This window comes from Bacillus sp. FSL K6-0138 (assembly GCF_037982765.1).
GTDB lineage: Bacteria > Bacillota > Bacilli > Bacillales > Bacillaceae > Bacillus > Bacillus glycinifermentans.
The window spans coordinates 3,460,859-3,485,600 of record NZ_CP150286.1; the positions used below are offsets into that span (position 1 = coordinate 3,460,859).

27 protein-coding genes are annotated in these 24,742 nt (G+C 47.2%); 17 read left to right on the forward strand and 10 right to left on the reverse strand.

Translation table 11 applies throughout. The features are described 5' to 3' along the window. The first annotated feature begins 53 nt into the window (after positions 1-53). The 3 genes from MHB78_RS18330 (at position 54) to MHB78_RS18340 (ending at position 4,404) form a co-directional block, all read left to right on the forward strand. Positions 54-1,925, forward strand: a complete 1,872-nt coding sequence (locus MHB78_RS18330) for a putative thiazole-containing bacteriocin maturation protein (RefSeq protein ID WP_046129744.1) — start codon at positions 54-56, stop codon at positions 1,923-1,925. Then, entirely contained in the window at positions 1,925-3,859 is a 1,935-nt protein-coding gene (locus MHB78_RS18335; protein WP_046129743.1) for a TOMM precursor leader peptide-binding protein, read from the forward strand. Before MHB78_RS18330 ends, MHB78_RS18335 begins: the two co-directional genes overlap by 1 nt. 62 nt (positions 3,860-3,921) lie before the next feature. Continuing rightward, positions 3,922-4,404: a DUF4944 domain-containing protein gene (locus MHB78_RS18340; RefSeq protein ID WP_046129742.1), complete on the forward strand. Its 483-nt coding sequence runs from the start codon at positions 3,922-3,924 to the stop codon at positions 4,402-4,404. Between the two features lie 18 nt (positions 4,405-4,422). Here the strand turns inward: MHB78_RS18340 and MHB78_RS18345 are convergent, their stop codons facing one another. After that, the gene (locus MHB78_RS18345; RefSeq protein WP_046129741.1) at positions 4,423-5,403 is read right to left on the reverse strand and encodes an aldose 1-epimerase; all 981 of its coding nucleotides are present in this window, start codon (positions 5,401-5,403) and stop codon (positions 4,423-4,425) included. A gap of 224 nt (positions 5,404-5,627) precedes the next feature. Here MHB78_RS18345 and nhaC point away from each other — a divergent pair, with 224 nt between their 5' ends. Beyond that, the gene (nhaC, locus tag MHB78_RS18350; RefSeq protein ID WP_046129740.1) at positions 5,628-6,989 is read left to right on the forward strand and encodes a Na+/H+ antiporter NhaC; all 1,362 of its coding nucleotides are present in this window, start codon (positions 5,628-5,630) and stop codon (positions 6,987-6,989) included. Positions 6,990-7,029: 40 nt separating this feature from the next. On the opposite strand, the gene dat is transcribed toward nhaC, so the two are convergent. Next, positions 7,030-7,881 carry a D-amino-acid transaminase gene (gene dat, locus MHB78_RS18355; protein ID WP_046129739.1) on the reverse strand — a complete coding sequence of 284 codons (852 nt, stop codon included), beginning with the start codon at positions 7,879-7,881 and terminating at the stop codon, positions 7,030-7,032. 270 nt (positions 7,882-8,151) lie between these two features. On the opposite strand from dat, the gene MHB78_RS18360 reads away from it, so the two are divergent. Beyond that, a complete protein-coding gene (locus MHB78_RS18360) occupies positions 8,152-9,051 on the forward strand; it encodes a polysaccharide deacetylase family protein (RefSeq protein ID WP_046129738.1) in 900 nt (299 codons plus the stop codon). Positions 9,052-9,191: 140 nt separating this feature from the next. Further along, the gene (locus tag MHB78_RS18365) at positions 9,192-9,707 is read left to right on the forward strand and encodes a GNAT family N-acetyltransferase (protein WP_046129737.1); all 516 of its coding nucleotides are present in this window, start codon (positions 9,192-9,194) and stop codon (positions 9,705-9,707) included. Positions 9,708-9,970: 263 nt separating this feature from the next. Here MHB78_RS18365 and MHB78_RS18370 read toward each other — a convergent pair whose 3' ends face one another. The 3 genes from MHB78_RS18370 to MHB78_RS18380 form a co-directional block, all read right to left on the reverse strand. Continuing rightward, positions 9,971-10,720 (reverse strand): NAD-dependent protein deacylase, encoded by a 750-nt coding sequence (locus MHB78_RS18370; protein WP_046129736.1) that lies wholly within the window; start codon positions 10,718-10,720, stop codon positions 9,971-9,973. A gap of 19 nt (positions 10,721-10,739) precedes the next feature. After that, positions 10,740-11,819: a mechanosensitive ion channel family protein gene (locus MHB78_RS18375; protein ID WP_046129735.1), complete on the reverse strand. Its 1,080-nt coding sequence runs from the start codon at positions 11,817-11,819 to the stop codon at positions 10,740-10,742. Positions 11,820-12,029: 210 nt separating this feature from the next. After that, the gene (locus MHB78_RS18380; protein WP_128748384.1) at positions 12,030-12,125 is read right to left on the reverse strand and encodes a YhdX family protein; all 96 of its coding nucleotides are present in this window, start codon (positions 12,123-12,125) and stop codon (positions 12,030-12,032) included. A 210-nt stretch (positions 12,126-12,335) separates the two neighbouring features. Here MHB78_RS18380 and MHB78_RS18385 point away from each other — a divergent pair, with 210 nt between their 5' ends. From MHB78_RS18385 to MHB78_RS18400, 4 genes are read left to right on the forward strand one after another with little or no spacing between them, the layout of a single operon-like run. Beyond that, positions 12,336-13,058, forward strand: coding sequence for a glycerophosphodiester phosphodiesterase family protein (locus MHB78_RS18385; RefSeq protein WP_046129734.1), 723 nt, complete (start codon positions 12,336-12,338; stop codon positions 13,056-13,058). Then, positions 13,055-13,444, forward strand: a complete 390-nt coding sequence (locus MHB78_RS18390) for a CrcB family protein (RefSeq protein WP_046129733.1) — start codon at positions 13,055-13,057, stop codon at positions 13,442-13,444. The genes MHB78_RS18385 and MHB78_RS18390 overlap by 4 nt, the downstream gene beginning before the upstream one ends. Further along, positions 13,441-13,791: a fluoride efflux transporter CrcB gene (crcB, locus tag MHB78_RS18395; RefSeq protein WP_046129732.1), complete on the forward strand. Its 351-nt coding sequence runs from the start codon at positions 13,441-13,443 to the stop codon at positions 13,789-13,791. Before MHB78_RS18390 ends, crcB begins: the two co-directional genes overlap by 4 nt. A 28-nt stretch (positions 13,792-13,819) precedes the next feature. Then, the gene (locus MHB78_RS18400; protein WP_046129731.1) at positions 13,820-14,638 is read left to right on the forward strand and encodes a DUF817 domain-containing protein; all 819 of its coding nucleotides are present in this window, start codon (positions 13,820-13,822) and stop codon (positions 14,636-14,638) included. 28 nt (positions 14,639-14,666) lie between these two features. Here the strand turns inward: MHB78_RS18400 and MHB78_RS18405 are convergent, their stop codons facing one another. From MHB78_RS18405 to MHB78_RS18420, 4 genes are all read right to left on the reverse strand, one after another. Beyond that, positions 14,667-15,344: an N-acetylmuramoyl-L-alanine amidase gene (locus MHB78_RS18405; protein ID WP_046129730.1), complete on the reverse strand. Its 678-nt coding sequence runs from the start codon at positions 15,342-15,344 to the stop codon at positions 14,667-14,669. After that, complete coding sequence (locus tag MHB78_RS18410) at positions 15,307-15,591, reverse strand: hypothetical protein (RefSeq protein WP_046129729.1); 285 nt, start codon at positions 15,589-15,591, stop codon at positions 15,307-15,309. Before MHB78_RS18410 ends, MHB78_RS18405 begins: the two co-directional genes overlap by 38 nt. A gap of 167 nt (positions 15,592-15,758) precedes the next feature. Further along, positions 15,759-16,157, reverse strand: a complete 399-nt coding sequence (locus tag MHB78_RS18415) for a hypothetical protein (RefSeq protein WP_046129728.1) — start codon at positions 16,155-16,157, stop codon at positions 15,759-15,761. Between the two features lie 122 nt (positions 16,158-16,279). Continuing rightward, on the reverse strand, positions 16,280-17,653 hold the full coding sequence (locus MHB78_RS18420) for a hemolysin family protein (RefSeq protein ID WP_046129727.1): 1,374 nt from the start codon (positions 17,651-17,653) through the stop codon (positions 16,280-16,282). Positions 17,654-17,959: 306 nt separating this feature from the next. Here MHB78_RS18420 and MHB78_RS18425 point away from each other — a divergent pair, with 306 nt between their 5' ends. From MHB78_RS18425 to MHB78_RS18440, 4 genes are all read left to right on the forward strand, one after another. Then, positions 17,960-18,382 carry a MerR family transcriptional regulator gene (locus tag MHB78_RS18425; protein ID WP_046129726.1) on the forward strand — a complete coding sequence of 141 codons (423 nt, stop codon included), beginning with the start codon at positions 17,960-17,962 and terminating at the stop codon, positions 18,380-18,382. A gap of 60 nt (positions 18,383-18,442) precedes the next feature. After that, the gene (locus tag MHB78_RS18430; protein WP_046129725.1) at positions 18,443-19,759 is read left to right on the forward strand and encodes a hemolysin family protein; all 1,317 of its coding nucleotides are present in this window, start codon (positions 18,443-18,445) and stop codon (positions 19,757-19,759) included. A 128-nt stretch (positions 19,760-19,887) separates the two neighbouring features. Then, on the forward strand, positions 19,888-20,484 hold the full coding sequence (locus tag MHB78_RS18435; RefSeq protein ID WP_046129724.1) for a TetR/AcrR family transcriptional regulator: 597 nt from the start codon (positions 19,888-19,890) through the stop codon (positions 20,482-20,484). Beyond that, on the forward strand, positions 20,484-21,746 hold the full coding sequence (locus tag MHB78_RS18440) for an acyl-CoA thioester hydrolase/BAAT C-terminal domain-containing protein (RefSeq protein ID WP_046129723.1): 1,263 nt from the start codon (positions 20,484-20,486) through the stop codon (positions 21,744-21,746). The genes MHB78_RS18435 and MHB78_RS18440 overlap by 1 nt, the downstream gene beginning before the upstream one ends. A 90-nt stretch (positions 21,747-21,836) precedes the next feature. Here the strand turns inward: MHB78_RS18440 and MHB78_RS18445 are convergent, their stop codons facing one another. Continuing rightward, complete coding sequence (locus MHB78_RS18445; protein WP_046129722.1) at positions 21,837-22,436, reverse strand: 1-acylglycerol-3-phosphate O-acyltransferase; 600 nt, start codon at positions 22,434-22,436, stop codon at positions 21,837-21,839. A 442-nt stretch (positions 22,437-22,878) separates the two neighbouring features. Here MHB78_RS18445 and sigM point away from each other — a divergent pair, with 442 nt between their 5' ends. From sigM to MHB78_RS18460, 3 genes are read left to right on the forward strand one after another with little or no spacing between them, the layout of a single operon-like run. Beyond that, the gene (sigM, locus tag MHB78_RS18450; RefSeq protein ID WP_006636629.1) at positions 22,879-23,370 is read left to right on the forward strand and encodes an RNA polymerase sigma factor SigM; all 492 of its coding nucleotides are present in this window, start codon (positions 22,879-22,881) and stop codon (positions 23,368-23,370) included. Then, entirely contained in the window at positions 23,363-24,433 is a 1,071-nt protein-coding gene (locus MHB78_RS18455) for an anti-sigma factor (RefSeq protein ID WP_046129721.1), read from the forward strand. Before sigM ends, MHB78_RS18455 begins: the two co-directional genes overlap by 8 nt. Continuing rightward, positions 24,421-24,711, forward strand: coding sequence for an anti-sigma factor (locus tag MHB78_RS18460; RefSeq protein WP_340033078.1), 291 nt, complete (start codon positions 24,421-24,423; stop codon positions 24,709-24,711). The genes MHB78_RS18455 and MHB78_RS18460 overlap by 13 nt, the downstream gene beginning before the upstream one ends. Positions 24,712-24,742 lie beyond the last annotated feature (31 nt).

The following is a 24,742-nucleotide window of genomic DNA, read 5'->3' on the forward strand; positions in this document are numbered from 1 at the left end:
AAATTACATATAATGGTATGCCTTGTTTTCAGATCATCATAAGGAGGAGCAACATGACAAATCTGACCGCTTCCGCCCGCCTGAAAGTGAAACAAGATACATGTTTTCTACCGGATCCGGCGGGCGGCGTGTATATCAGAAACAATGCCGGATCGTTTCGCATGAAGGGCGCTTCAATCTATCAGTGGATCGACAAATTGCTGCCGATGTTCAACGGTGAACACACATTGGAAGAATTGACGAATGAACTATCGGCCCCATACCGTGACAGGGTGTTTGAAATCGGAAGCACGCTGTGCGCCAACGGATTTGTCCGGGATGTCAGCCGGGATCAACCTCATCAATTAGATGGGTACGTCCTACAAACGTTTGCTTCACAAATCGAATTTATCGAAAGCTTCGAGGATTCCGGCGCTTACCGCTTCCAATTGTGCCGCAAAGCAGGCATATTGGCGCTGGGCTCGGGCTCTTTTCTCGCTTCATTGGTCAGATCATTGTCTGATTCCGGTTTCGCCAACATATACGTTCTCTTTACAGAGGAATGTCCTGATCATCAAGCCGCTATAGAGGAGCTCAAAGAGCATGCAAGCAAAACGGGCGGCGATGTAGTCGACCTGACAGGTGGACTACATTGGCGGGAAGCCGTGCGTTCGGCGGATTGGATATCGTATGCTGCAGAAATCGACGATCCACAGGAGTTTATTGCGCTTCAAACCGTTTGCAGGCAAGAAAAGAAACCTTTTTTTCCGGCGGTATGTTTAAAACAGGTCGGGCTTGCGGGGCCTTTTGTGCATGAGGATGATGATGGATGCTTTGCATCGGCATGGCGGCGGATACACCGATCAGCGCTTCATGAAGACCGCATGCTTGACCCCTTTTCGACCGAAGGAAAAGAGATATTGGCGAATGTAATTGCGTTTGAATTGTTTAAAACGGTTGCCGGACTCGCTTCTTTAACGAAGCGCAATCAATGTTACGTTCTCGATTTTGCGACGCTTGAGGGCTCTTGGCACCCGTTTCTCCCTCATCCTCTCGTCAGACCCGCCGGCGCCGCGGCCGAAAAGGTTCAAGACCTTGAAGAAAGGGTCAGGGAATGTAGTAACGAGCCGCAAGAAAAAGGACGGCTGTTTCAATTGTTCAATCAGCTGACATCGGCAACGTCGGGGATTTTTCATCTGTGGGAGGAAAAACACTTAAAGCAGCTTCCGCTGTCACAATGCTTTGTTCAAGTCGCAAACCCGCTGTCGGAAGGACCTGCCGAGCTTTTGGCCGGGACGGTTTGCGCCGGTTTTACGCATGAGGAAGCGCGCCGGGAAGCCGGACTTACCGGCATTGAAATGTACGGGGCGAAGCTGGCGGACTTCTATATCCGTGAAGACGGCTTTCTAGGCGTCGGGACGGGAGAAACGGTAGCCGAAGGCGTGTTGAGGGGATTGCAGAAATGGCTTGATCACGAGCTGAAGATGCGCCGAATATCCGGAAAAGAAACGGTCGCTCCTTTATCCTTAAACGCCGTCAAGGATAGTCGCGCCGAATTTTATTTCAACGCGCTGTCCCTCATCCACGATGAACCGCTGGTCGGCTTGGGGCAGGACATCTCAGGCTTTCCCGTTGCATGGGCAAACACAGGAGGCCGCTGGTACCACAGCGCCGGATTAAACATCACGCTGGCGCTCACAAAAGCACTCGAACGGGCGCTTACAGACACACAGCCGCTCGAAGAAGACGCTGCCATGTTAACAGAAGCCAAGAAGAACTTCGACATCCCTGTTTATGAAGGTTTGCAGAAAACGCTGCATTCGGCCATGCACACTATCGGACAGAACGGTTTACAGCTGACGGTTTACGATTTGCCGATAGAGCCTTTTTTCAAAAAAGCACTCGCAGGCGTTTTTGCTGTCCGGGTAAAAAAGGAGGAGGTCTGATGGAACACACCATTTTGATTGTGGGCGAAGGAATGATTGCAGAGGATGTGTCAGATCGGCTGTCCGGGGAATATGAAGTACACTGCCAGCCGGATTTTGAGGCCGGGGTGCCGGAAGAGACCCGGCTCGTTCTTGTCGTGCATGATACCTGGCGCCCGTCGTTATATCGCGAGGCCGAGGAAATCTTAAGGCCGGCCGGCATTCCGTGGCTTCGCGGCTTTATTTCATTCGGTGAAGGCATCATCGGCCCTCTCGTTTATCCAGGAGGTTCCGGCTGTGCGGCATGTGCCGATATGAGACGGTTCATAGCCGGCCCGGACAGCAACGAAATGCGGGTGATGGAACAGATTATCACAGACTTTCGCCGCAACCCGTGGGCATCCAGAGCAGGATGCCGGCACATCGCCCGCTTAATCTGTACAGAGATCAAGACCTTTATGGAACACGGTCCGGACGGTTTGGAACAAAAGATACGGCTGATCAATTTACTAACGCTTGAATCGACCTCCCACTTTTACATGCCTGAACCGCTGTGCGAAGTCTGCGGAAGCTGTCCAGACGATACGGCGGAAAATGCCCGCATCTCGCTTCAGCCGTCCCCCAAACCGGATCCGGACAACTATCGTTCGCGCCCGGCTGAGGATTTAAAGGACGCGCTGAGAGCCGAATTTCTCGATTCTCGAACAGGGATCTTCAACGGCAAAATGTATGACGCCATTTTGCCGTTTGCCGATATGATTGTCAACATGCCGTTATGGATCGGAAATGAAGGCGTCGGAGGGCGGACACATTCTTATGAGGAGAGCGAATTAACTGCGGTATTAGAAGGCTTGGAGCGATATTCGGGAATTAAACCGCGCGGCAAGCGGACGATGACGTTTGATTGCTACCGCAATGTAAAGGATCAGGCGCTTGATCCGAGAAAGACCGGTCTGCATGATGAAGGGCAATATGAACAGCCTGATTTCCCCTTCAGGCCATTTGATCAAGACCGGCCGCTCCATTGGGTATGGGGCTATTCATTTTCAGAGAAGCGGCCGATTTTGGTTCCGGAGTCGCTCGCCTATTACAGTCTCGGCAGGGACGACAGCTTCGTTTATGAAACGTCAAACGGATGTTCAATGGGCGGTACGCTTGAAGAAGCGATTTTCCATGCCATATTGGAAGTCGTTGAACGGGATTCCTTTTTGCTGACATGGTATGCAAGGCTCCCTCTCCGTGAGATCGACCTTCGCTCGTGTGAAGATACGGAATTGAGAGTCATGGCTGAACGGGTGCGGGCAGTGGCCGGATACGATCTTCATGTCTATAATTCGACGATGGAGCACGGCATTCCAAGCATTTGGGCGGTTGCCAAAAACAGAAAGAGGGAGGGTTTGAATCTTCTTTGCACGGCTGGCGCACATCCCAATCCTGTAAAAGCCGTCAAAAGCGCGCTTCATGAACTGGCGGGAATGATGCTGAAGTACGATTCGCAGCTTGAAGCCGAAAGGGGCAAATATGAGGAGATGCTGCAGGACCCTTTTTTAGTTCAGAACATGGAAGAACACAGCATGCTGTACGGTTTACCCGAAGCCGAGGAACGCCTCCGTTTTTTGCTGGATCAGCATCAGAGGCCGCAAACCTTTCAAGAAGCATTTAACCAAGTGGCCAAAAACCGCGATATCAAAGAGGATCTTGAGGAATTCCTTGACATATTCCGCCGGCTGAACCTTGAGGTGATTGTTGTTGATCAAACATCGCCGATCACGAAGCGCAACGGTTTGTATTGCGTGAAAGTGCTCATTCCGGGGATGCTGCCGATGACGTTCGGACACCGCCTCATCCGCTTGGCGGGACTTGAAAGGGTGCTGACGGTGCCGGTGAAACTAGGCTATACGAAAGAGGCGCTGACACCCGGCGAGCTGAATCCGCACCCTCATCCGTTTCCGTAACATTTGCCATTTTTGACCGTTTTGCTTTATCATAAAGCAGAACTTTTTTAGGCGGTGGTTATGTGAAACAGGAATACAAACGGCCCGTTATGTTCGCTGCGGCCGTTTTCTTTGTCTTTTGCTGCGTCTATTCCGGCGCAAAGCTGATCGCTTTTTACTCCGCGGAGTACCCGAAGTGGATCGGAAACAGCCGGGATGGAAATTGGCAGGCCGTGATAAAAAAAAGCGGCGACGCCCCCGGTTTCAGCGGAAATTTATATTGGACCGGCAGCCGCACCTCTCTTCGCGAGACGTATTTGGAAAGATTGGTTGTTACATTTGACGATGAAGTCTTCCTCTGTTCAGACATCGAAACGCCGATGGTCGATTATTCAGGCGGCACGTTTCCTGACGGAGGTTCAAAGGAAGAATCGGTTTCCTTTTTAGAAAGAATACAGGATGCTGAACTAAAAGGGCGCGATATCACCGTTCAATTGACATGGAGACAGGGAACGCATGCGGCCCATGCCGAGTTTGCGCTTGATAGGCGAACGCTGTTTCACTAAAATGCAGGCGGAATGACATTACATTCCGCCGATCGTGATTTTGCTTCTCATCGTCAGCTCCTCATTCGGCCCCAAAGCCCGAAAACCGGTGACATCGGCGGGCAGATCAAGGTTCGGAGCGTTTGTCACCCACGTATAAGGCTCAAGACAAAGCAAGTCTTCCTGATCCGATTTCCCATTATAGACGACCCAATGCTTAAAATGCCTGTCACCCTCATAACTGACGCGGATCCCGGCCAGGCGGTCGCGGATTTCGGCCGTGCTGTTTCCTTCTTGGTCATGATCGGCTGCCAATATATCGTCAAGCCGGTCCCCTGCTGCCGATCTGCCTTCTGTAAATTCGTCCGTTACGCTGAATTCCCCCGTCGGAAGCATCCGGTCCGACAATTCCCATTTTTTCGAAGCCGGAAGCGAAAACACGCATTGCGTTTTATCCCCCTCCTTATTAAACGGGTAGCAAAAAGAAGTGTGGTAACCGAGTCCAAGCGGCATGGGATCTTCCCCGTGATTGACAACCGACGCGTCTATCGAGAGATCCGGACCTTCCAATATATAGGTCATCGTGATCGAAAACGAATGCGGAAATATGCGCCTGATCTCCGGATGATCATCGGCGTTCAGCATCGTTTGGGCGATGGTCTTCTCTCCTTCTGCCTCCGCTTTTTTCACCGTCCATCTTTTATCATAAAGAAATCCGTGCAAATAGTTTTGCAGCGGTTTTTCATTGATTGGCAGCGAATACGTTTTTCCCTCGTATGTAAATTTTCCGTGATCGATCCGATTCGGCGGAAAAAGGATGGGAATCCCGAACAAGCATGGATTTTCATCATATTCTCCCTTTGTTTCCGGCGTTTTTAACAAATGTATTCCCGCAGGTTTCCACTTCAATGACATCAAATTGCTGCCCAAGCCGGGCACAAGTAATGCTTCCAAATAATCGTTTTCAAGCAATAGCGCATCTTCGTTTAAAAAGCGGTGCTTTTGTACGGAGCAGGACATCCTTTGTTTCCTCCCTTTCGTCGTTCGGTACAGGCATCCATCCAATCGTTGATGCTGCCTTTAGCTTATTATATCTAAAGAAGGCAGCGCTTTCAAAATGAGGCAGTGAAAAATGTTTGAAATATTTTAATTTAAATAAACATGCTATCTTTCTGTTATAATACGTTTACGCACAAAAGCATAAAAGGATTAAAGAATGATATTTTTGTAATGAGGTGTATAATTTGTCCAACGAAAAACGCTTATCGTTTTCTATATCGGCTTTTTTATTTTTGGCCATCTTATCGATTATATTTATATGCTTATTTATTTTTCATGCCGAACCGCATATGCCTTTATTGATCTGTATCGGATTTTTGGGGGTTGTCAGCGTTTTAAAGGGTTTTTCCTGGAAGGAGCTCGAAAGCGGCATCGTTTCCGGTATTAAAAGCGGCGTTCAGCCGATTATCGTCCTGGCGCTTATCGGCATTTTAATCGGCGTTTGGGAGTACAGCGGCGCGATTCCGACGGTTACGGTTTACGCGCTGAACTTGATCGAACCGCAGTTTTTGCTGTTGACCGCTTTATTCAGCTGCATGATCATCAGTTCCCTCGTCGGTTCCAGCTTTACGACGGTGAGTACGATCGGCGTCGCTTTAATGGGCGTCGCTTCAGCGGCCGGCCTTCCGCTGACATGGGTTGCAGGAGCCGTGATTTGCGGCGCGTGCTTCGGAGACAAAATGTCGCCGTTGTCAGACACGACGAATTTTGCCTCCGGCGTCGGCGAAATCCCGATTTTCAAGCATATCAGACATATGACGGGAACGACGATCCCCGCCCTTCTGATCACCGTTCTGCTGTTCTTTTTCATGGGGCGGTCTTTAACCATCGCATCAGCATCAACAGAAAACATTGAAACGATTGTTAACGGGATTGAAAACACCGTAGGAATCAGCGCGTGGTCCCTTTTATCGCCTTTAGTCGTCATTGTGATGGCGGTGAGGCGCATGCCTGTCATTCCTGCACTGGCTGCGGGGATTTTGTCAGCGGGTGTTCTTGCCGCCTTTATACAGCCTGATGCCGGCATTTCATCATTTTTATCTGCGATGCAAAAAGGCCCGGTGTTTTCAGCCGGAAACGAAGCGGTCGAAAACATTCTGAATCGCGGCGGGCTCCAATCAATGCTCGGTTCGATCTCCCTGATCATGATCGCGTTTGCGCTCGGCGGGCTGATGGAAAAAACCCGGCTGATTAAGAGCCTTCTCGAAGGCGTAATTAAAGGAATTCGTTCAAAAGGACGCCTTGTATTTTCAACGGTATCATCAAGCATCGCCATGAACCTTTTGACAGGCGAGCAGTATTTATCGATTTTAATACCCGGACAGTCCTTTAAAGCGCTTTACGATAAGCTCGAAATCGACCGCAAACATTTGACAAGATCGCTTGAAGACGGCGGTACACTGGTCAATCCCCTGATTCCGTGGGGGGTCAGCGGCGCGTTCATGTCCAGTGCGCTCGGCGTCAGCGTCATTGACTATTTGCCGTTTGTCTTTTTCCTATATATATCACCGCTCTTTTCGATTTTGTTCGGATTCAGGAAACAATGAGAAAAGCGCCGTTTCCATATACAGGAGACGGCGCTCTTTTTTACGAAAATGCTGCGGTTACTGATAATATGTGCTCCTCCAAGGCTTTTTGCACTTCTTTTGTACGCGGGCCCGGCACCCCTGTTCCGACATTCTGACCGTCGATGACGGTGACCGGAATAACCTCGGCTGTCGTCGATGAAATAAACACTTCATCCGCATTCATCAATTCATCTTTTGACATCGCTTTTTCTTCATACTGCCAGCCGTTTTTTCGGATCAGCTCCAACAGCGTCCTCCGCGTGATGCCGTTTAAAATGAGATTTGTCGCCGGATGTGTGTAAATCACCTGATCTTTGACGGCATAAACGTTTGAAGAGGTCCCTTCCGTCACAAGTCCGTCGCGAACTAAAATCGCTTCAAACGAGGAAGCCTCATGCGCTTTTTGTTTGATCATAACGTTGTATAAGAGATTCAGGCTTTTAATATCGCACCTCAGCCAGCGCAGATCCTCTTCCGTGATGACGGAAACGCCGTTTTGCTGTTCGTTAACCGGTTTTTTGATCGGGAACGTATAAGCCGTCACCTGAGGATCGAGTCCTGCGGGATATTGGTGCTTCCTCGGAGCCGTTCCCCTTGTCGCCTGAAGATAGAGTCCCCCGTCTTGAACCTGGTTGGCCTTGATGAGCCCTTTCAGATCACTTTTCAGTTCATCCTCTGAAAACGGCAGGTCAATGCGAATTTCCGCAGCGCTTTTGAAAAAACGGGCAACGTGTTCATCAAGCGTATAAAGCGTTCCGTTATATATGCGGATCACTTCATAAACGCCGTCCCCGAATTGATAGCCTCTGTCTTCAATATCAACCGCACATTCGCTCCGATCCATCAGCCGGCCGTTAAAAAGAACTTTCATTTCTCCATCCCCTTGCTATCGAATTGGTTTCTCGATTTTCTCCCTTCCATTCTAACATGCCGGTTTCATTCTAAATAGTGTAAAAATTCTTAGAACGCTGCCTTCCACCATTCAACATTTTCTCTTAAATTTTGATTATTTTTTCGCTGCTCCCGGTATCCAACATCTTTCCAATCCTGTATACTTAAACATTGTGGTCCATTATTTTATAAGACTAGCAATCTATTTCATAATGGCAACGGAATAAGAACATGATATGGAGAGAGTAACATGCGCCAGGATTCAAAAAAAGCAGCCCCTTCAGCGGCTTATCTGCTGACGAAAACAGCATGTTTTGCCATTTTGTGCCTGATTCTCCTTTACGTCTGGGATTTGTCGAAGTCCGCAGGCACGCCGGGCAAAAAAGAGCTGACCATGTCGGAAAACAGCCAAATGCGGCATGAAGGGGACAGCATTCCGCTCAAAAAAGCAACGCACGGCAAGCTTCTCGACCACCTGAGCACAAAGCAGGAAATCGCTGAACGCAAAAAGGAAACAGAAAAGAAAAACGAAGCGGCGGAAAAAAAGCAGGAAAAAACGGTTTATTTGACTTTTGATGATGGACCTTCAGCCGTAACCCAAACGCTTCTGGATATTTTGGACGAACACGATGTGAAAGCGTCATTCTTCATGCTTGAGCCAAACATGAAGCTTCACAGGAAGGCCGTTCTCAATATGAAGCAAGAGGGCCATGCACTCGGTCTTCACGGGGTTACACATAACCAGAAGCTATTTTATAAAGGCGCCAATTCTCCTAATCTGGAAATGAAGCAGGCTCAAAAAACGCTGAAGTCTATTACAGGAGTGAAAACCAGGCTGATCAGAACGCCGTATGGCAGCAAACCGTCGCTCACCGACGCACAAAAGGAAAAACTGAAAAAAAACGGGTTTATTTATTGGGACTGGAATATTGACAGCCTTGACTGGAAATACAGGAATCAACGATATGTCCCCGAAGTCATGAACCAGCTGAACATGATCAAAAACCGGCACGCGAAACAACCGATTGTCATCTTATTGCATGACATTCCTTCAACTGTTCACTCACTGCCGCTGTTGATCACCAATCTAAAAAACATGGGATATTCATTCGCAACGCTTGATGAGTCAATGACGCCTGTTCACGAATAGCCCATCTGCTTGATCCCCTGACGACAGGGGATTTTTTTATTGCCAAAGCGGTTTTGGTCAGTTTATCTGACACACTCGTTGCATCTTAAAACCGTTTGACTATATTGGGAAGATAGATCGATATCAAATGAGGTGTTCAGATGAAGATTGAAGACGTGACATCGATTGAAGGCCATCTTGATCAACTGGCCGACCTCCTCGTCCAAGTCACAGGCGGCGGGGCGTCGATCGGGTTTCTGTCTCCGCTTGACCTGTCGGCAGCAAGAGCATATTGGGAAAACGTGCTGGAGCCCGGCGTGATTTTACTGATTGCCAAACGGGACGGCGAGATTGCCGGAACCGTTCAACTGCATTTATGCATGAAACAAAACGGGCGCCATAGAGCCGAAATCTGCAAATTAATGACGTCACCCTCCTTCAGGCGGCAAGGCATCGCCCGTTCATTGATGGAAAACATCCTGGAAAGGGCACAGCATGAAGGCAGATCTTTGGTCGTTCTCGATACAAGAGAAGGAGATCCTTCCAACCTTCTTTACGCATCGCTCGGGTTTGCCGAGGCGGGACGAATCCCTCATTACGCCGAATCGGCGGACGGACGGCTTGATGCAACAGTTATTTATTATAAAAACTTGGCTGCTGAGGAGACATCTCCTTGAACCTGAAAATTCAAATAGCTGCTGAAAAAGACGTTCCTGCCTTTCATCAGCTTCAGATCGAAGCTTTCTGGGAATACCGCTTTCCTGGCGTCCCGTCAAGCGCATTGACAGAAACCGCGGAAACATTAAAAACAGCTCTTCAAACCGGAGCAAGGCGTTTTATGTTTTGGAGACGGCGTTCCGCTCGGTTCGGCAAGATTGCTATTGCAGCAATGGAAAAACGCTGCGGCAAATATGAAAGGCGCCCCCTCCGGGACGCCTTTTCAGCTGCTGATTTCTTTGACAAACTCGGCGATTTTGCGGTGAATGACTACATCGAACAAATGGTCAAACGGGGTGTCGTCAAGATTGATCATGATTTTCTTTAACCCCGGGATCAAATGGGCTTCTCCCGGTACAAACCGGACAGGCGCCACTTCAAGCGAGGTGCCGATTACGAGAAGAAGGTCGGATTCATCAAGGCTTTCAAAAAGGGTGTCAAAATGCTGAACGGCGTCACCGAACAGCACGACATCCGTCTTCAAAATAAACCCGCACTCCTCGCCCTTCCGGTTGATGCGGCTGCATCTCGGCACATCATCCTTGAGAATGTGTTCCAGTCCGTAGCGCGCGCCGCATTTCGGGCATACAGCCGTTTGGATGGAACCGTGAAGCTCGTAGACGCGGCGGCTGCCCGCCTTAATATGAAGCCCGTCGATATTCTGTGTGAACACCCTGACGTCTTTCCCCCGCTTCTCAAGGCCGGCTAAATACAGATGCCCTGCGTTCGGCTGAAACGTACCGGTCATCTTCATTTGGAAAAGCTCTTTGAACTTGGGCCAGAAAAGCTTTGGATAACGCTCATAATAGTCGCGGCTCATCGCTTCCATCCTTGACATATCTTCCGTCCATATCCCGCCGGCTGAACGAAAATCGGGAATTCCCGATTCAGTGCTCATTCCGGCACCCGTTAAAACGGTGATGCACTGCGCGTTTTCGATTGCTTTTATAAACGTTTCGGCTTCTCCGTGCATGATCAGTCCCCCTTTTTCATCACGCTTGGTTTTCCAGAGCGGCTTTCATATCTTTCAGCTCAAACAGGCTGTGACCGGGAGAAACAAACTCAACTTGCTCTTCGTTCATGATATCGATGATCCGATAGTTGATATCCTGTCTGATGTCTAAATTTTCGGCCCAAACAGTCGTATTCGTATAAAAGTTGAAAAAGATGCTTAAATACGTATCCTGCAATACATCAAGGTTGACCATAATCACCTCGGGATGAACGCCTTCATGCGTTTCGAGCATTTCCCTGAACCGTTGGATGCACCTTTCGACCTTTTCCCGCGGGGTTGACGGATCGATATGAAGCGAGAATGTGATCTGGCGCTTTCTCATTTTCGTCCAGTTCATGATCGCTTCATTGGCGAGCACCGAATTTGGCACCGTAACGAGAGCCTCTCCCGACGTGCGGATCTTCGTGCTTCTGAAAGAAATATCTTCGACCGTTCCGATTACGATTTTCGTTTCGATAAAGTCTCCTATCGTAAAAGGCTTCTCCATGATGATGACAATTCCTCCGAAAAAGTTCCCAACGGTATCTTTCGCGGCAAGGGCAAACGCGAATCCTCCAAGGCCGAGTCCGGCGACAAAACCGTTCACATCGTAATGGAACTCTCCGGCAATCACGCTGATTCCAAGGGCCACGATGACAAAGCGGAGAATCTTTGACAAAAACGGAGCGAGAATATCGTCCATGTCAAGCTCCAGCCGTTTGTTGATTTTGTGAAAGAGCACCGAAGACGAAGCCGTTAAATTGTAGAGCCCGGTCACAACGAGAATGACGAGGGAAACTCTGTACAGCTTGTGAACGATCGCCATATGCTCATCGAAAAACGGTGAATAGATAATGGCCAAATAAATACCGAGAATGGCAAAAAACCATCTGGCCGGCTTTTCAAATGCGACCACCACTTGATTGAAGAAATCGGTTTTCGGTTTATGCGTTAATTTTAAAATCAGGTTAAACAAATACTTCGTAAAAATTTTTCTCAATAAGAAAAATAAAAGCAGGAAGCCGATGCTGATTCCGATTTGCCCGGCAAACTCCATTGTCATGTACTGTGTGAACATCGCTTTCTCTCCTTATATCGCTGTCAAGCATTTATTATACTAAAAGCTTCGAAAAATTTCTCATTTTATTGCGCGGCAAAATGTGTCAGGATATCCTTTGGCGCCCGCAGACAGCCGGCGCTAGACGCTTAAAAGGCTGCCGATCGTTTCGGCAGCCTTTGGTTGACTGTATTTAGTTGTTCCACGAGACAAATGATTCGGGGTACGCTGCTATTTTTCCTTCGCAGACTTCGTTTGATCCAGGAGAGTCGCTTCAAACATTTCGGCCTTGATCCGTTCTTCCACTCTAATTCTCCCTTTACCCATCATCTCGCCTCCTTTGCTCCATTATAAAGTATCTGAATTTTTCGCAAATGGACCTTAAGAACTATTTTTGCCGAATTTTGTCGCATTCAATGCCGGCGTCTCTCGTCAGATCTTATTTTTTTCGATTCGAATTTGAGTCGATTTACTTGCGTCATCTATTCGGGTATCCTTGTTATGGAATAGATTTTTTTATAAGAGGAGCTGACATGTTTGCACATCATCGGACATCGCGGTGCCTCAGCTTACGCCCCGGAAAATACGTTTGCCGCTTTTGAAAAAGCGCGGGAGCTGGGGGCCGACTTTATTGAGCTAGATGTACAATTGACAAAGGATGGGAAGCTTGCAGTCATCCATGATGACAAAGTGGACCGGACGACAAACGGAACGGGCTTTGTCCGGCATTTTACGATGAAAGAGCTGAAAAAGTTTGACGCGGGAAGCTGGTTCAGCCCTTCCTTTCAAGGCGAAAAAATCCCGGACCTCGAAGATGTTTTTCGCAAATATCACAAAAAAATAGGGCTGCTCATCGAAATCAAGTCCTCCAGAACACAGCCCGGTGTTGAACAAGCGATCGGCCGGCTGATTGAACGGTACGGCTTTTCTAACAATACGATCGTTCAATCCTTTGACGCCGATGCCATCATGACGCTGCACAACCTGTATCCTTCCATACCGGGCGCCGTATTGATGAGGCCGAGATTTGGAATGCTGCCGCACGGCCGCCTTCGGCACATTGCTTCATTTGCGCGCTATGTCAGCCTGAAACATACAATGCTCAGCCCTTTTTTGATTAACTTCGTTCAGAGTCATAATCTGAAGGTGTTCGCCTGGACGGTAAACGGGCTGAAAACCGGACTCCGCCTGCAAGGCTGGAAGATCGACGGAATCATTACTGACTATCCAGATTATTTTGCGAAAGAAGGAAAAGCATGAAACCATATGTTGCTGTATTCATTGGGGGAACACTCGGTTCGCTGTTCCGCTATGCGGTAAACACGAGCATCGGAGGCGCTTTTTTCCCTTGGCCGACTTTTATAGAAAATGCTTCTGGGAGCCTCCTTCTCGGTCTTTTGACAGGCTTTTTTTCATCAAGGGCTAAACATAATCTCATTCAGCTCATGTTAGGGACGGGTTTTTGCGGAGGCTATACAACAATGTCCGCGTTTTCAAAGGAAACGGCGCTGATCCTTCACTCCTCTTCGCCTCATATCGGGGTGGTCTATTTGGCGGCTTCCCTTCTCTCGGGACTCTGTCTCGCTTTTATAGGGATTGTGTTCGGGACGCGGATCGGCCAGAACAAGGAGCGGTATGAATCATGATGACAGCGGGTTTTATGATCGCAGGAGGCCTCGGTTCCGTTCTAAGGTTTTGGCTGGGGAATCTCCTCAGCTCGAAGCTGCAGGGCGCGCCGTTTCCGGTCAGCATTATGCTGATCAACATTCTCGGTTCTTTTATGCTCGGCATCTTCACGAGCTTCGACATGCAAAATCAAATGCTTTCTATTATAATAGGAACCGGTTTTTTCGGAGGGTTTACCACGTTTTCAACCTTCAGCGTCGAAGCCGTTCAGCTTCTGGCGGAAAAACGGCTGAAGGCGGGTGCGGCTTACATACTATTAACCATGTTATGCTGCATCGGGGGCTTTTGGGCTGGAAGCCTTCTTTAACAAAAAAATGAGATGATAGGGTGTTTTGATGAAGCAATTGTTCTCGTTTGGTTTTGAACAGGCAAAATCGTGCCTGTTTCCGGTCGTTATTTTTCTTGCCCTCGCCGTAACAAAGGTTGTTGAAGTGCCTTTCATCTCCCGCTATGATGCGATTCTGTTGATTTGTTTGCTGACGCAAATTCTCATGATCGCATTCAAGTACGAATCGTTGGATGAAGTGAAAGTGATCTGCGTGTTTCATTTGATCGGACTCGCTTTGGAGTTATACAAAGTACATATGGGATCGTGGAGCTATCCCGAAGAGGCGGTGACGAAATGGTTTGGGGTTCCTTTGTACAGCGGCTTCATGTACGCCAGCGTCGCAAGCTATATGTGCCAGGCGTGGAGAAGGCTCAGGTTAAAACTGACGAATTGGCCTCCTACTTGGAGCGTGTTTGTCCTCAGCACCGCTATCTATTTTAATTTTTATACGGACCATTTTATTTACGATTTCCGCTGGATTTTAAAAATCGCTACATTGCTTATCTTTTATCGTACATTTGTATATTTTACGGTCAATCACCGCACATATGCGATGCCTTTGCCGCTGTCATTCGCATTGATCGGCTTTTTCATTTGGGTGGCCGAAAATATCGCTACGTTTTTCGGCGCCTGGCAATATCCGAACCAGCACAGGCAATGGGAGATGGTGCACCTCGGAAAAGTCAGTTCCTGGCTGTTGCTTGTGATTGTCAGCTTTCTGATCGTTGCGCTTTTAAAACATATCAAAGAAGGCCGCACACAAGCAGGGAGACTTGAGCCGGGCGGGAGATGCCGGGCTCAAATCATGAAAAAGAATCCATTTTGAAAACTCAAAATGGATTCTTTCTCCTCATCTATCCTTTTTCAATTGTTGCCGTCTGAAATGCCTCCCAATTTGAAGAAATCACTTTCAGCACGTCGTCTTTTTGTTGATAAGCCCCGATCTGTCCCCCGTCAATCGCCACTTTATATAATGTGGCGCTGTTTTTTTCGAGACCGAGGCATTTGGCAATTCCGTTAACATGTCCTCTTGCCGTCTGTTCGATCCAAGCCGCGCTCTTCATCTTCGCTGCATCGTCCGGGTGATCGATAAAACCGTTTTCCGTCAAAATCGCATGCATCACCGTTTCCCTGAGCACATGAAAATTCGCTTTTTTCATCCCTCTGTCCCGCAAACCGTTTTGTTTAATGACTTCTTCGTGAATGATTCTTTGGTAAAGAGCGGTGGCGGACTCGTCGGATAAGCCGCTGTAAATGTAGTCCTCATAACCGTATGCCGTGCCGTCAAAAGCGTTGATATGAATGGAAACAAACAAATCAGCTCCCCACGAATTGGCGTCATCGGTACGCTTCTGAAGCGAGACCGTTTTGTCTGCCGTCCTGCTGAGCCTCGTCTCTGCATTGCTGTATTCCTGCAAAAGGATGTCATTGATCTTTAAAGCGATGGCCAATGTGACATTTTTTTCCGATAAACCGTTTCCCGTAGCTCCCGGGTCACTTCCGCCGTGTCCCGGATCTAAATAAATCTTCATGTTCGAATTCCTCCTTATTCGTTGTTAAAACGTTTTTTGAACCTGAATAAAAACCGATTGATGACAACCCGAGGCAGATTCCGACCGCCATGTCTTCCTTCCAGTTTCCCGCGGTCAAAAAGAGCGAAATGCAAATTCCGAAAACAATCGCAAAGACGGGGAGAAATCGTTTCTGAATGCCGAGCAGACTGACCGTATGAACCAGCCCTGTAATCAACGGTACAAATGCCACATCAGAAAATTCCAAGCTCTTTCCCCTACCTTTCTTCTTCCGCTACATGTTTTAAAATCCCCCCTGTTTCAAAAGGTTACATTCATCTTATAAGGAAAACGCTCATGAACCGCGTCATGATCCGGTCAAGAAGCTGTAGAAAAGCTGAAAGCATAAAAAAAGGACTTGTTTAAAACAAGTCGCTATATGTTCGTGATCGCAGCCAGGCTGACGAGAAGCTTGTCCAATAACGCTTTTTTCAATAAAAACAACGTTTTTTCGCTATATCCGATTTCCATCGCGCATTTTCCCATGCTCCAATTGCGGATATAGCGGTATTCAACAAGCGTCCGCTCCATCTCATCCAATTCAGCCAAAGCCGTTTCCATGGACTCCAGCAAAAATTGATAAAGCCTTTTTTCGGCGTCCAGTTGATAATGGGCTTCCGTCTCTTTGACAAAGCTGCCTGTATCCTCCTTCTCCATCCTCCTCTCCAAATTGACAACGGCGGCTTTGTAATTTTTCCAGTTCCGCAAATGAAATTCGATTCTCTTGATGTATGTTTTCTTCTCATCCTTGGAAATGGTCTCATACCATAGCAAGGCATCTCCCTCCAAACAGAACGTTTGTTCCCATTATATACGAACGAACGTTCTTGTTCAAATGACATTTTTTCTATTTCAGACGGGTCTTTTTTCTTAAAAAAACGCAAAAAACCTTGAGCTTATTTTTCGCTCAAGGTAACTTCGTTTATCATCACAGGGTCGGCCGGCGCGAGCTCGACATGCTCTGTCGTTTGCTCCTGTTTGATTTCAACGTGCTTAATCAGCCGTCCCTCCATCTCGAGGACCTTAATCGTATAAGAACCGACATGAACCGCCTGGCCTTCGGCGATGTCGATATTTTCTTTCAGAACGAGTCCGCCGACGGTGTCGACCTCCTCTTCTTCGATCGCATCATCAAACAGCTCATTTACCTGATCGATCCTCACTTTTCCGTCCATGATATATTCATGATCGGAAATTTTTTGAATGAGCGGTGTTTCGTCTTCGTCAAACTCGTCCCTGATATCTCCGACAATTTCCTCGAGAATATCCTCTGTCGTGACAAGCCCGGACGTTCCTCCGTATTCATCCGTCAGGATCGCCATGTGGATCCGGTCACGCTGCATTTTGATCAGAAGCTTTTGGACGGGCACGGTCTCAATAACTTCAATGACGGGGCGGACGTATGATTCAAGCGAAAGCCGCTTTTTTTCCTCCTCCGTCATATACAGCATATCCGTAAACAGCTGTTTCGTATTTACCATGCCGATGACGTGGTCCTTATCGCCCTTATAGACCGGCCAGCGCGTATATTTTTCTTTCAGCATGAGCTGAAGCGCCTCATCGATCGGCATATCGGCCGAGACGTAGGCGATTTCGGTGCGGGGCACCATGATTTCTTTCGCAATCCGGTTGTCGAATTCGAAGATTTTATTGACGTATTTATATTCAGACGGATTGATTTCTCCGCTTTTATAGCTTTCCGATAACAAGATGCGCAGTTCTTCCTCTGAATGGGAATCGCCCTTTTCAGAAGCGGGCCGCAAACCGAATAAACCGGTCAGCACTCTGGCTGAAGCATTTAAAATCCAGATGAACGGAAACATGACAACATGGAAAAAATGCAGCGGTCCCGCAAGCCAAAGCGTTATTTGCTCCGCTTTTTGTATCGCGATGGTTTTTGGGGCCAGTTCTCCAACCACAACGTTCAGGAATGTAATAACGCAAAAAGCAATGACAACCGACAGCGCATGTGAGATGGAATCTGACACGTGAAGGCTTTCAAAGAGCGGATGCAGAACCTTTCTGACCGTCGGTTCCCCCATCCAGCCCAAACCTAACGCCGTTATCGTAATTCCAAGCTGGCAGGCTGACAGGTATTCATCTAAATCCGATATCACTTGCTTTGCGCGAACTGCCCTTTTGTTTCCTTCCGTTATAAGCTGATCGATGCGCGAGTTTCTTACTCTAACAATTGCGAATTCTGATGCGACGAAAAAAGCAGTTAAAGCAATCAGAACGCCAATGATCATCAGACTAACGATATCGTCCATTTAACCCTATCCTTCTTAAAGGATAAGGAGTCACCTCCTGCTGAATTCAAATTCCCGTAATAAGGTTGATGTTTGTTCTGTGTTCATGACTATACAGAGGGCCCCATCATACCACCTCCAAGCCAATATATACTATTATCTTACTTTATTAAAAAACGGTCAGTCAAATGTCTAAACTTTAAATCTGACAATATTTTCATGAATATTTAGAAAAATGGCGGGATTTTGCGCCTCTTTTTCATCAATTAACTTGTATAAACAGCTTCTAATATATTAAAATGTTTTTAAATAACTATAACGTGATGGTTGAGGAGGGATGCAGATGGGGCAGAGAAATATCGCATCGGCGAGTTAGCAGCTGCAGCAGGCGTAACAAAGCGCACTGTCGATTATTACACAAATCTTGGGCTTTTGACGCCTGCCAGGTCATGTTCGAACTACCGCTATTATGATGAAGCCGCTCTCAAACGGCTGAAGTTTATTACGGACTGTAAGCAGCAAAGATTGGCCCTGTCCGACATCAAACTGCGGCTGGAAAAGCAGTTTCCCTCTTCATCCTCTGACGATGAAATCGGAAGCCTGACATCGGAAATCGACCATGTCAACGATACGATCTCTGTGATCGTCAACCGGCTGAACCGGCTGAACCCCGATGAACGGGCTGCTTTAAAAAGCCGGCTTTCTTCCGAGAAACTGGCGGTTATCCAGTCATTGATGCTGCTGCTTTAGTTAATCTTTTACTAAACAGGAGGTGTTACCTTCATTCTCACGTTAGAGTGAAGGTCCTAATTGGATATAGTTAATTTGATTTTTGTTGCTGTTTTAATTGCTTTGACAGCATTTTTCGTAGCGTCGGAGTTTGCGATTATCAGAATCAGAACCTCGCGGATCGATCAGCTGATAGCCGAAGGGAACAAAACGGCGATTTCTGTAAAAAAAGTCGTCACCCATTTGGATGAGTATTTATCAGCATGCCAGCTCGGCATCACCTTGACGGCTCTCGGACTTGGATGGCTCGGGGAGCCGACCGTCGCCCGGCTGCTTGAACCGCTCTTTGTGAAGTGGAACATCCCAAGCTCGGCTTCGCATATCGTTGCGGTCGTGATCGCATTCAGCTTCATTACGTTCCTCCACGTTGTCGTCGGGGAACTCGCTCCAAAGACGCTTGCGATTCAAAAGGCGGAAACAATCTCCTTCCTTTTCGCAAAGCCGCTCATTTTGTTTTACCGTGTCATGTTCCCATTCATTTGGGCGCTGAACGGATCGGCGAGACTGTTAACAAAAGCGTTTGGACTCGAAGCGGTATCTGAAAACGAAATGGCACACTCTGAAGAAGAGCTGCGGATCATCCTGTCGGAAAGCTATAAAAGCGGCGAAATCAATCAGTCAGAATTCAAATATGTGAACAAAATTTTTGAATTTGATGACCGTCTTGCCAAGGAAATCATGATTCCGAGAACGGAAGTCGTCAGCTTTCCGCATGACATGAAAATCAAAGACATGATCGACGTGACAAAAGCCGAAGGGTATACGCGCTATCCCGTGGAAGACGGCGATAAGGACAATATCATCGGCGTCGTCAACGTCAAAGAAATTCTGACAGCCTGCATCAGCGGGGAATGCTCAAAAGAAGACACAATCGAGCGGTTTATCAATCCGATCATTCACGTGATCGAGACCGTCCCGATTCACGATCTGCTTCTCAAAATGCAGAAAGAGCGCGTCCACATGGCGATTCTAGCGGATGAATACGGCGGTACTGCCGGTCTTGTCACAGTTGAAGACATCATTGAAGAAATCGTCGGCGAAATCCGCGACGAATTCGATATTGACGAAATTAACGAAATCCGCAAGCTTGACGAGGACCACTACATTCTTGACGGAAAAGTGCTGATCAACCAGGTCAACGATCTGCTCGGCATTCAGCTGGACAATGAAGAAGTTGACACGATCGGCGGGTGGTTCCTGACGCAGAAATACGAAGTTCAAAAAGGCGATATGATCATTGATCAAGGATTTGAATTTATCATTAATGAAGTCGACGGCCACCACGTCTCATATGTTGAAGTAAAAAGGGCCGCTGAACAATTGCTTGAAGAAGCGTGATGATAACCTGATGGAAAGAGGATGCAGTATGAGCTGCATCCTCTTTTTATGAAAGTCAATGTAACCACTTGATTACATTTCGGATTACGTATAAAATGTAATCAAGTGGTTACACAAAGGAGAAACAAATGACAAAACAATTGACAAGAGAACGTTTAATTCAGGCTGCACTTACCCTTTTTAAAGAAAAAGGCTATGCGGCGGCGTCCACGAGAGACATTGCACAACAAGCCGGCGTCAATCACCTTACCCTCTTTAGACATTTCGGTAATAAAAGAAATCTGTTTCGTGAAAGCGTCATTCAGCATGTCTCCTCAGGCGATTTTACGAGCGCAATTCAAAGTAAGCTGTCCGGTAAACTGCAGGATGACCTGATATTGATCGCCAAAGCGTACCTTGAAGAAAATCTGGAAAAGGACAGCGTGTTTTGGCTGTATGTCAATGAAGCAAAGCAAGATCCGGAAGTTTCTGAATTAATCGCAGAAATTCCCCGCGAATTACATGACTTTTTGGCGTCCTATTTTTCGGAGCTGCATGACCGGGGCAGCATTTCAAGCGGGAACTTTCACCTTCTGGCAAGAATGTTTTTTGGATTGTTGAACCAGTATATTTTGTTTCGCCAATTTCCTGAATTTCACAAATCACCGGATGAAAACACGGATGCTTTTATTCATGAGTGCGTCGGTTTATTCCGGGCTAAGCTTGAAAAAAAGGAGCTGTCTTAATGAGCCGGGAGCCAGTTATAGATATCCCTTCAACATCGCTATGGGATGAAAAAATCAAAATAAAATTAAACGGTTTGACTCCGGGGGATAAAGCTGAAATCACTGCCCTGGTTAGCGATGAAGCAGGCGTCATATGGAGATCCCGGGCGGTTTTTCAAGCCGACGAATCCGGAGAAGTCGATTCCGCAATGGCATCTCCTTTGGAAGGCACTTACCGCGTTTGTGATCAAATGGGACTTTTTTGGTCAATGAAAGCCGGGGGCTCTTCCCGTTCGTTTCAGAAAAAAACAGTTCGCCCCTCTGTTTTTGACATCGAAGTGAAACAAAACGGCAGCCTTATCTTAAAGAAAAAAATCAAACGATTGATGATTTCGGAATCGGTCATAAGAGAAGAAGTGGAGGCAGACGGGTTAGCCGGAACCCTTTTCCGTCCCCCCGCTGCCGAACGTCCCCCTGTCATCATCGTATTGGGCGGATCTGACGGCGGACTTGATGAAACAACTGCAGGGATGCTGTCCAATTACGGGTACGCCGCATTGGCACTCCCCTATTTTCGGTACGGGCGCCTTCCGAAAAAGCTCGTTGACATCCCGCTGGAGTATTTTCAGAAAGCCATTGCCTGGCTTTTGGAGCAAGACGGACTAAACCATGAGAAGATCGGTATATTCGGTCGGTCTAAAGGCGGAGAGCTCGCCCTATTGATCGGTTCTCATTTTCCGGACATCCGTTTTGTCGTCTCACACGTGGGCGGGGGAATCGTTTTTCAAGGAGTGGGACTGAAGCGCCTGCGCCAGACATCTTCATGGAGTGTCGCGGGATCTCCGCTGCCCTATACCGCCCTCCCGTTTTTCAGCCTTTCGATGCTGTCCAAATGGCTCAAACAAAAAATAAAGAGGCAGCCGCAATCCTATCTCGATTTTTATAAACATGCGCTCTATCAAGTACGCGAAGATGATCCTTCGATTATAAAAGCAGAACATATCAATGGGCCAATCCTTTTAACATCGAGCACAGATGATTTGGTTTGGCCGTCGGCGCACATGAGCGGGATGGTTGCCGAACGCTTGAAAAAGCATCGCTTTTCGCATTCTTTTAAGCATGTATGCTTTAAACACGCGGGCCATCACATCAGACCCCCGTATTTTCCAGCAACGGCGAGAAACAGCGGGAGCATCGTGTACGGCGGAGAAACTGAAGCAGATGCTGCGGCATCGGAAACATTTTGGCGGGAGCTGCTTCAGTTTTTAAAAGATGCGATATAACAGCAGCAAAAAAACAGCCTCTTTAGACTGGAAGACACCTCCCGAATGTCAGAGGTGCGTTTCCGCTTAGAAGCTGTTTTTTCCGTTTTTCTATAACTGCTTCAGCTCTTTCTCAAGCGACTTAATGCTGGCATTTAAAGCTTCAGTCATTTTAGCGAGCTTTTCTTTTGACGAATATTGGGCGAAATCTTCCTGATTGAGCGGTTCGCCGATGATCAATTTCATTTTGCCTTTCTTGAAAAGCTCTTTTCCGTTGGAAGGACCGCTGTATGCGGCCGGAACAATCGGCGCTTTTCCCATCTGGGCGATCGTTACCGCTCCCCTTTTTAAAGGGACGTCTTCAGACGTTCTCGTTCCGCTCGGAAAGATGCCGACGATTTTTCCTTCCTTCAGGAGCTTGATCGGCGTTTTGATGCTGCTCGGTCCCGGATTTTCCCGGTCGACAGGAAAAGCGTTGATGCTGGAAAGGAAAGAACCGGTTAATTTATTTTCAAAAAGCTCTTTTTTCGCCATGTAGTGAATTTCAAGAGGCAAAATGCCGACGCCCAATGTGACAACATCCACCCATCCGGAATGTGTACAGGCAATTACGAAACCCTTATCTTCAGGAAGATTTTCCTTATTGTATACTTTAATTCCGCCGCGTAAAGAAAGAATCGCTTTTGCAGCATAACCGATAAATTGATACATATGGCACTTCCTTTATGTAGTAGTCAAATGAGGTTTTCCTTTCTTTATTATAACAATATTTTTTATTACCTGGTACTAAAAAATGATTTTTCATTTAAAAACCGGGGCATTCAAGGATCTTTTTATAGCTGAGCCATGAATTCGGAATTTAATTTCTGTTTCATCCATTAAGCGTCAGGCGGATTCGGCTTACCGGCCCCGCTTCAGGCAGATCAAGCTGCCGATCGTCCGTCCACGTGCCGGAAATCCCCCTGTTTTGTTTTTCCGGGAGCTTATGAACGAAAACGTCTTCTCTCTATCTTTCCGGATGATTTTTGGTTACTATATAGGATAGCGATGATTTTTAAAGGGTAAGAAATTGGAGGAAATGACAGCCGTGGACATAATAAGTGCAACTTCAAACCTTTCTTATGCGTTTATAACATAGAGGGGAGAAAAGGCAGTGACTATCGACGAAATTTACCAAATGTACATGAATGATGTTTACAGGTTTCTGCTCTCCATGACGAAAGATAAGCATCTGGCAGAGGATTTGCTTCAGGAAACCTTTATGAGAGCCTATATACACATCCACTCTTACGACCACAGCAAAGTGAAGCCATGGCTTTTTCAGGTGGCGCGCAATGCTTTTATCGATTATGTCAGAAAGCATAAAAAGGAAGTGACGATTTCTGACGATCTGATCGGAAGCCTTTTTCAAACCGCGGTCCAAAGTCCGGCCCACCAGGTCGAAATCAAGGAAGTGTTGACGTTATATATGAACCAGCTGCCCGACAACTACAGGGAAGCGCTGACGCTGTATTATTTGAAAGAGCTGAACTACAAGGAAGCGTCAAGCTTGATGAATATCTCGGAGGCTAATTTTAAGAGTGTTTTATTTCGCGCCAGACAGAGGCTGAAAGCACTTTACAACAGAGGTGTTAACGATGAATGAAGATTTCAAAAAACGTTGGGAACAATATAAAAACGGCGAGCTTTCCGAAGCGGAAATGCTGCAGGTGGAAGAAGAGCTGGAAAAGCTTGAAGCATATCAGGAAATGCTTGATCAGGAAATGAAAGATGAAAACTGGGATCTTTCCATCAGTCCGGAAAAACAAAAAGCCATTTTGAGATACGGAAAAAACAAATCGTATTTGCGAATTTCCACGCTTGCCGTCATTTCAACGCTGATTATCCTGCCGCTCTGCACGCTCGGCAGCTATTTATACTACGGCTTGGGCGGACATGACAGCAAAGGGAATGAGCTGGTGCAGACCGCATCAATGACCGTGGCCGTCACCCAGCCGAATATTCAGGTTGATACAGATGCGCTCGTAAACAAGGTCAAACTGTTCGGAATGAAAGCACAGTTCCCGCTAAAAAAACAGATAGGAAACGTAACGAAAATCGTTGGAAATGAAGAAGTGGATATGTTCTTTGACCAGCTGAAGCCTCCGCAGGTCCAACAATACAACCAGGAACTTTCAAATGAGGAGCGGTATTTTGTCTATCCAGCCGGCATAAAAGAAAAATCAGTGGCAAAAGCCAAATCGATCCTTAAGCAATTGCCCGGCGGAAGCGTCACCGAAGCCTTCCTTTCTTTCGAAAGATCCTATCCGACCAGTGAGCTGTATGACAAGTTAAAAGGATACGATATTCGCGTTCTTTGGAATGCCATCGAAACGGAAGACGATTTGAAAGATCACCCGTACGCCGAACCGATCGGTTTTCCCGGGAAGGACTCGGGCCGGATCTTTAAATTCCAGCATCCTGATCAAAATGAGGATGAGCAATTTAAATCAGCGCTTTCCTATATGGCGCGCCATCATAAATGGGCCGAAACCATATCAGGAAGAAAAGATTTAAAACTTGCAAAACGGCTTGATTATGTAAACCAAAACGGCATTCATGTGTATGGGGCAGTCGTGACCGGTCCGTCAAAAGAAATCGAACGGCTGATTGAAAAAGGCCCTGTCAAAGCAGCTAAAGTAGGCGAGGTGGAACTATGGAATTGGTAAGAATCTTTAAGGAACATAACGTATTTGGATGGGTATCTGTCGCAACGGCGATTCTTTCCCTTTTCATTTTAAATTTGGCGATCTTGAGCGACACGCTCTCGTACTCCTATAAAATGCTTCCTTTTGCAATGGCGGCCGTTCCGCTCGGAGTCATCGAGCTGTTCATCAAAAAAGGCCGAACGGGTTTAGGGCTTCTCGGCGTCATACTCAATTTGTTCATCCTTATTTGCGTATGGACCATCGTATCGATCGATATGAATCTGCAGCTTGGCTTTTAAACGAAAAAAATCCCCGACGTTGATCGGGGAT

Excerpts from the sequence above, each read along its gene's own strand:
- MHB78_RS18435 (WP_046129724.1), top strand. The coding sequence starts at position 19,888 with ATGACAAAACAATTGACAAGAGAACGTTTAATTCAGGCTGCACTTACC.
- MHB78_RS18370 (WP_046129736.1), bottom strand. The coding sequence starts at position 10,720 with ATGCACGGAGAAGCCGAAACGTTTATAAAAGCAATCGAAAACGCGCAG.
- MHB78_RS18335 (WP_046129743.1), top strand. The coding sequence starts at position 1,925 with ATGGAACACACCATTTTGATTGTGGGCGAAGGAATGATTGCAGAGGAT.
- MHB78_RS18420 (WP_046129727.1), bottom strand. The coding sequence starts at position 17,653 with ATGGACGATATCGTTAGTCTGATGATCATTGGCGTTCTGATTGCTTTA.
- MHB78_RS18400 (WP_046129731.1), top strand. The coding sequence starts at position 13,820 with ATGAAGCAATTGTTCTCGTTTGGTTTTGAACAGGCAAAATCGTGCCTG.
- MHB78_RS18445 (WP_046129722.1), bottom strand. The coding sequence starts at position 22,436 with ATGTATCAATTTATCGGTTATGCTGCAAAAGCGATTCTTTCTTTACGC.
- crcB (WP_046129732.1), top strand. The coding sequence starts at position 13,441 with ATGATGACAGCGGGTTTTATGATCGCAGGAGGCCTCGGTTCCGTTCTA.
- MHB78_RS18380 (WP_128748384.1), bottom strand. The coding sequence starts at position 12,125 with ATGGGTAAAGGGAGAATTAGAGTGGAAGAACGGATCAAGGCCGAAATG.
- MHB78_RS18375 (WP_046129735.1), bottom strand. The coding sequence starts at position 11,819 with ATGTTCACACAGTACATGACAATGGAGTTTGCCGGGCAAATCGGAATC.
- MHB78_RS18460 (WP_340033078.1), top strand. The coding sequence starts at position 24,421 with ATGGAATTGGTAAGAATCTTTAAGGAACATAACGTATTTGGATGGGTA.
- dat (WP_046129739.1), bottom strand. The coding sequence starts at position 7,881 with ATGAAAGTTCTTTTTAACGGCCGGCTGATGGATCGGAGCGAATGTGCG.
- MHB78_RS18390 (WP_046129733.1), top strand. The coding sequence starts at position 13,055 with ATGAAACCATATGTTGCTGTATTCATTGGGGGAACACTCGGTTCGCTG.
- MHB78_RS18360 (WP_046129738.1), top strand. The coding sequence starts at position 8,152 with ATGCGCCAGGATTCAAAAAAAGCAGCCCCTTCAGCGGCTTATCTGCTG.
- MHB78_RS18345 (WP_046129741.1), bottom strand. The coding sequence starts at position 5,403 with ATGTCCTGCTCCGTACAAAAGCACCGCTTTTTAAACGAAGATGCGCTA.
- MHB78_RS18330 (WP_046129744.1), top strand. The coding sequence starts at position 54 with ATGACAAATCTGACCGCTTCCGCCCGCCTGAAAGTGAAACAAGATACA.
- MHB78_RS18455 (WP_046129721.1), top strand. The coding sequence starts at position 23,363 with ATGAATGAAGATTTCAAAAAACGTTGGGAACAATATAAAAACGGCGAG.
- MHB78_RS18365 (WP_046129737.1), top strand. The coding sequence starts at position 9,192 with ATGAAGATTGAAGACGTGACATCGATTGAAGGCCATCTTGATCAACTG.
- MHB78_RS18405 (WP_046129730.1), bottom strand. The coding sequence starts at position 15,344 with ATGAAGATTTATTTAGATCCGGGACACGGCGGAAGTGACCCGGGAGCT.
- MHB78_RS18440 (WP_046129723.1), top strand. The coding sequence starts at position 20,484 with ATGAGCCGGGAGCCAGTTATAGATATCCCTTCAACATCGCTATGGGAT.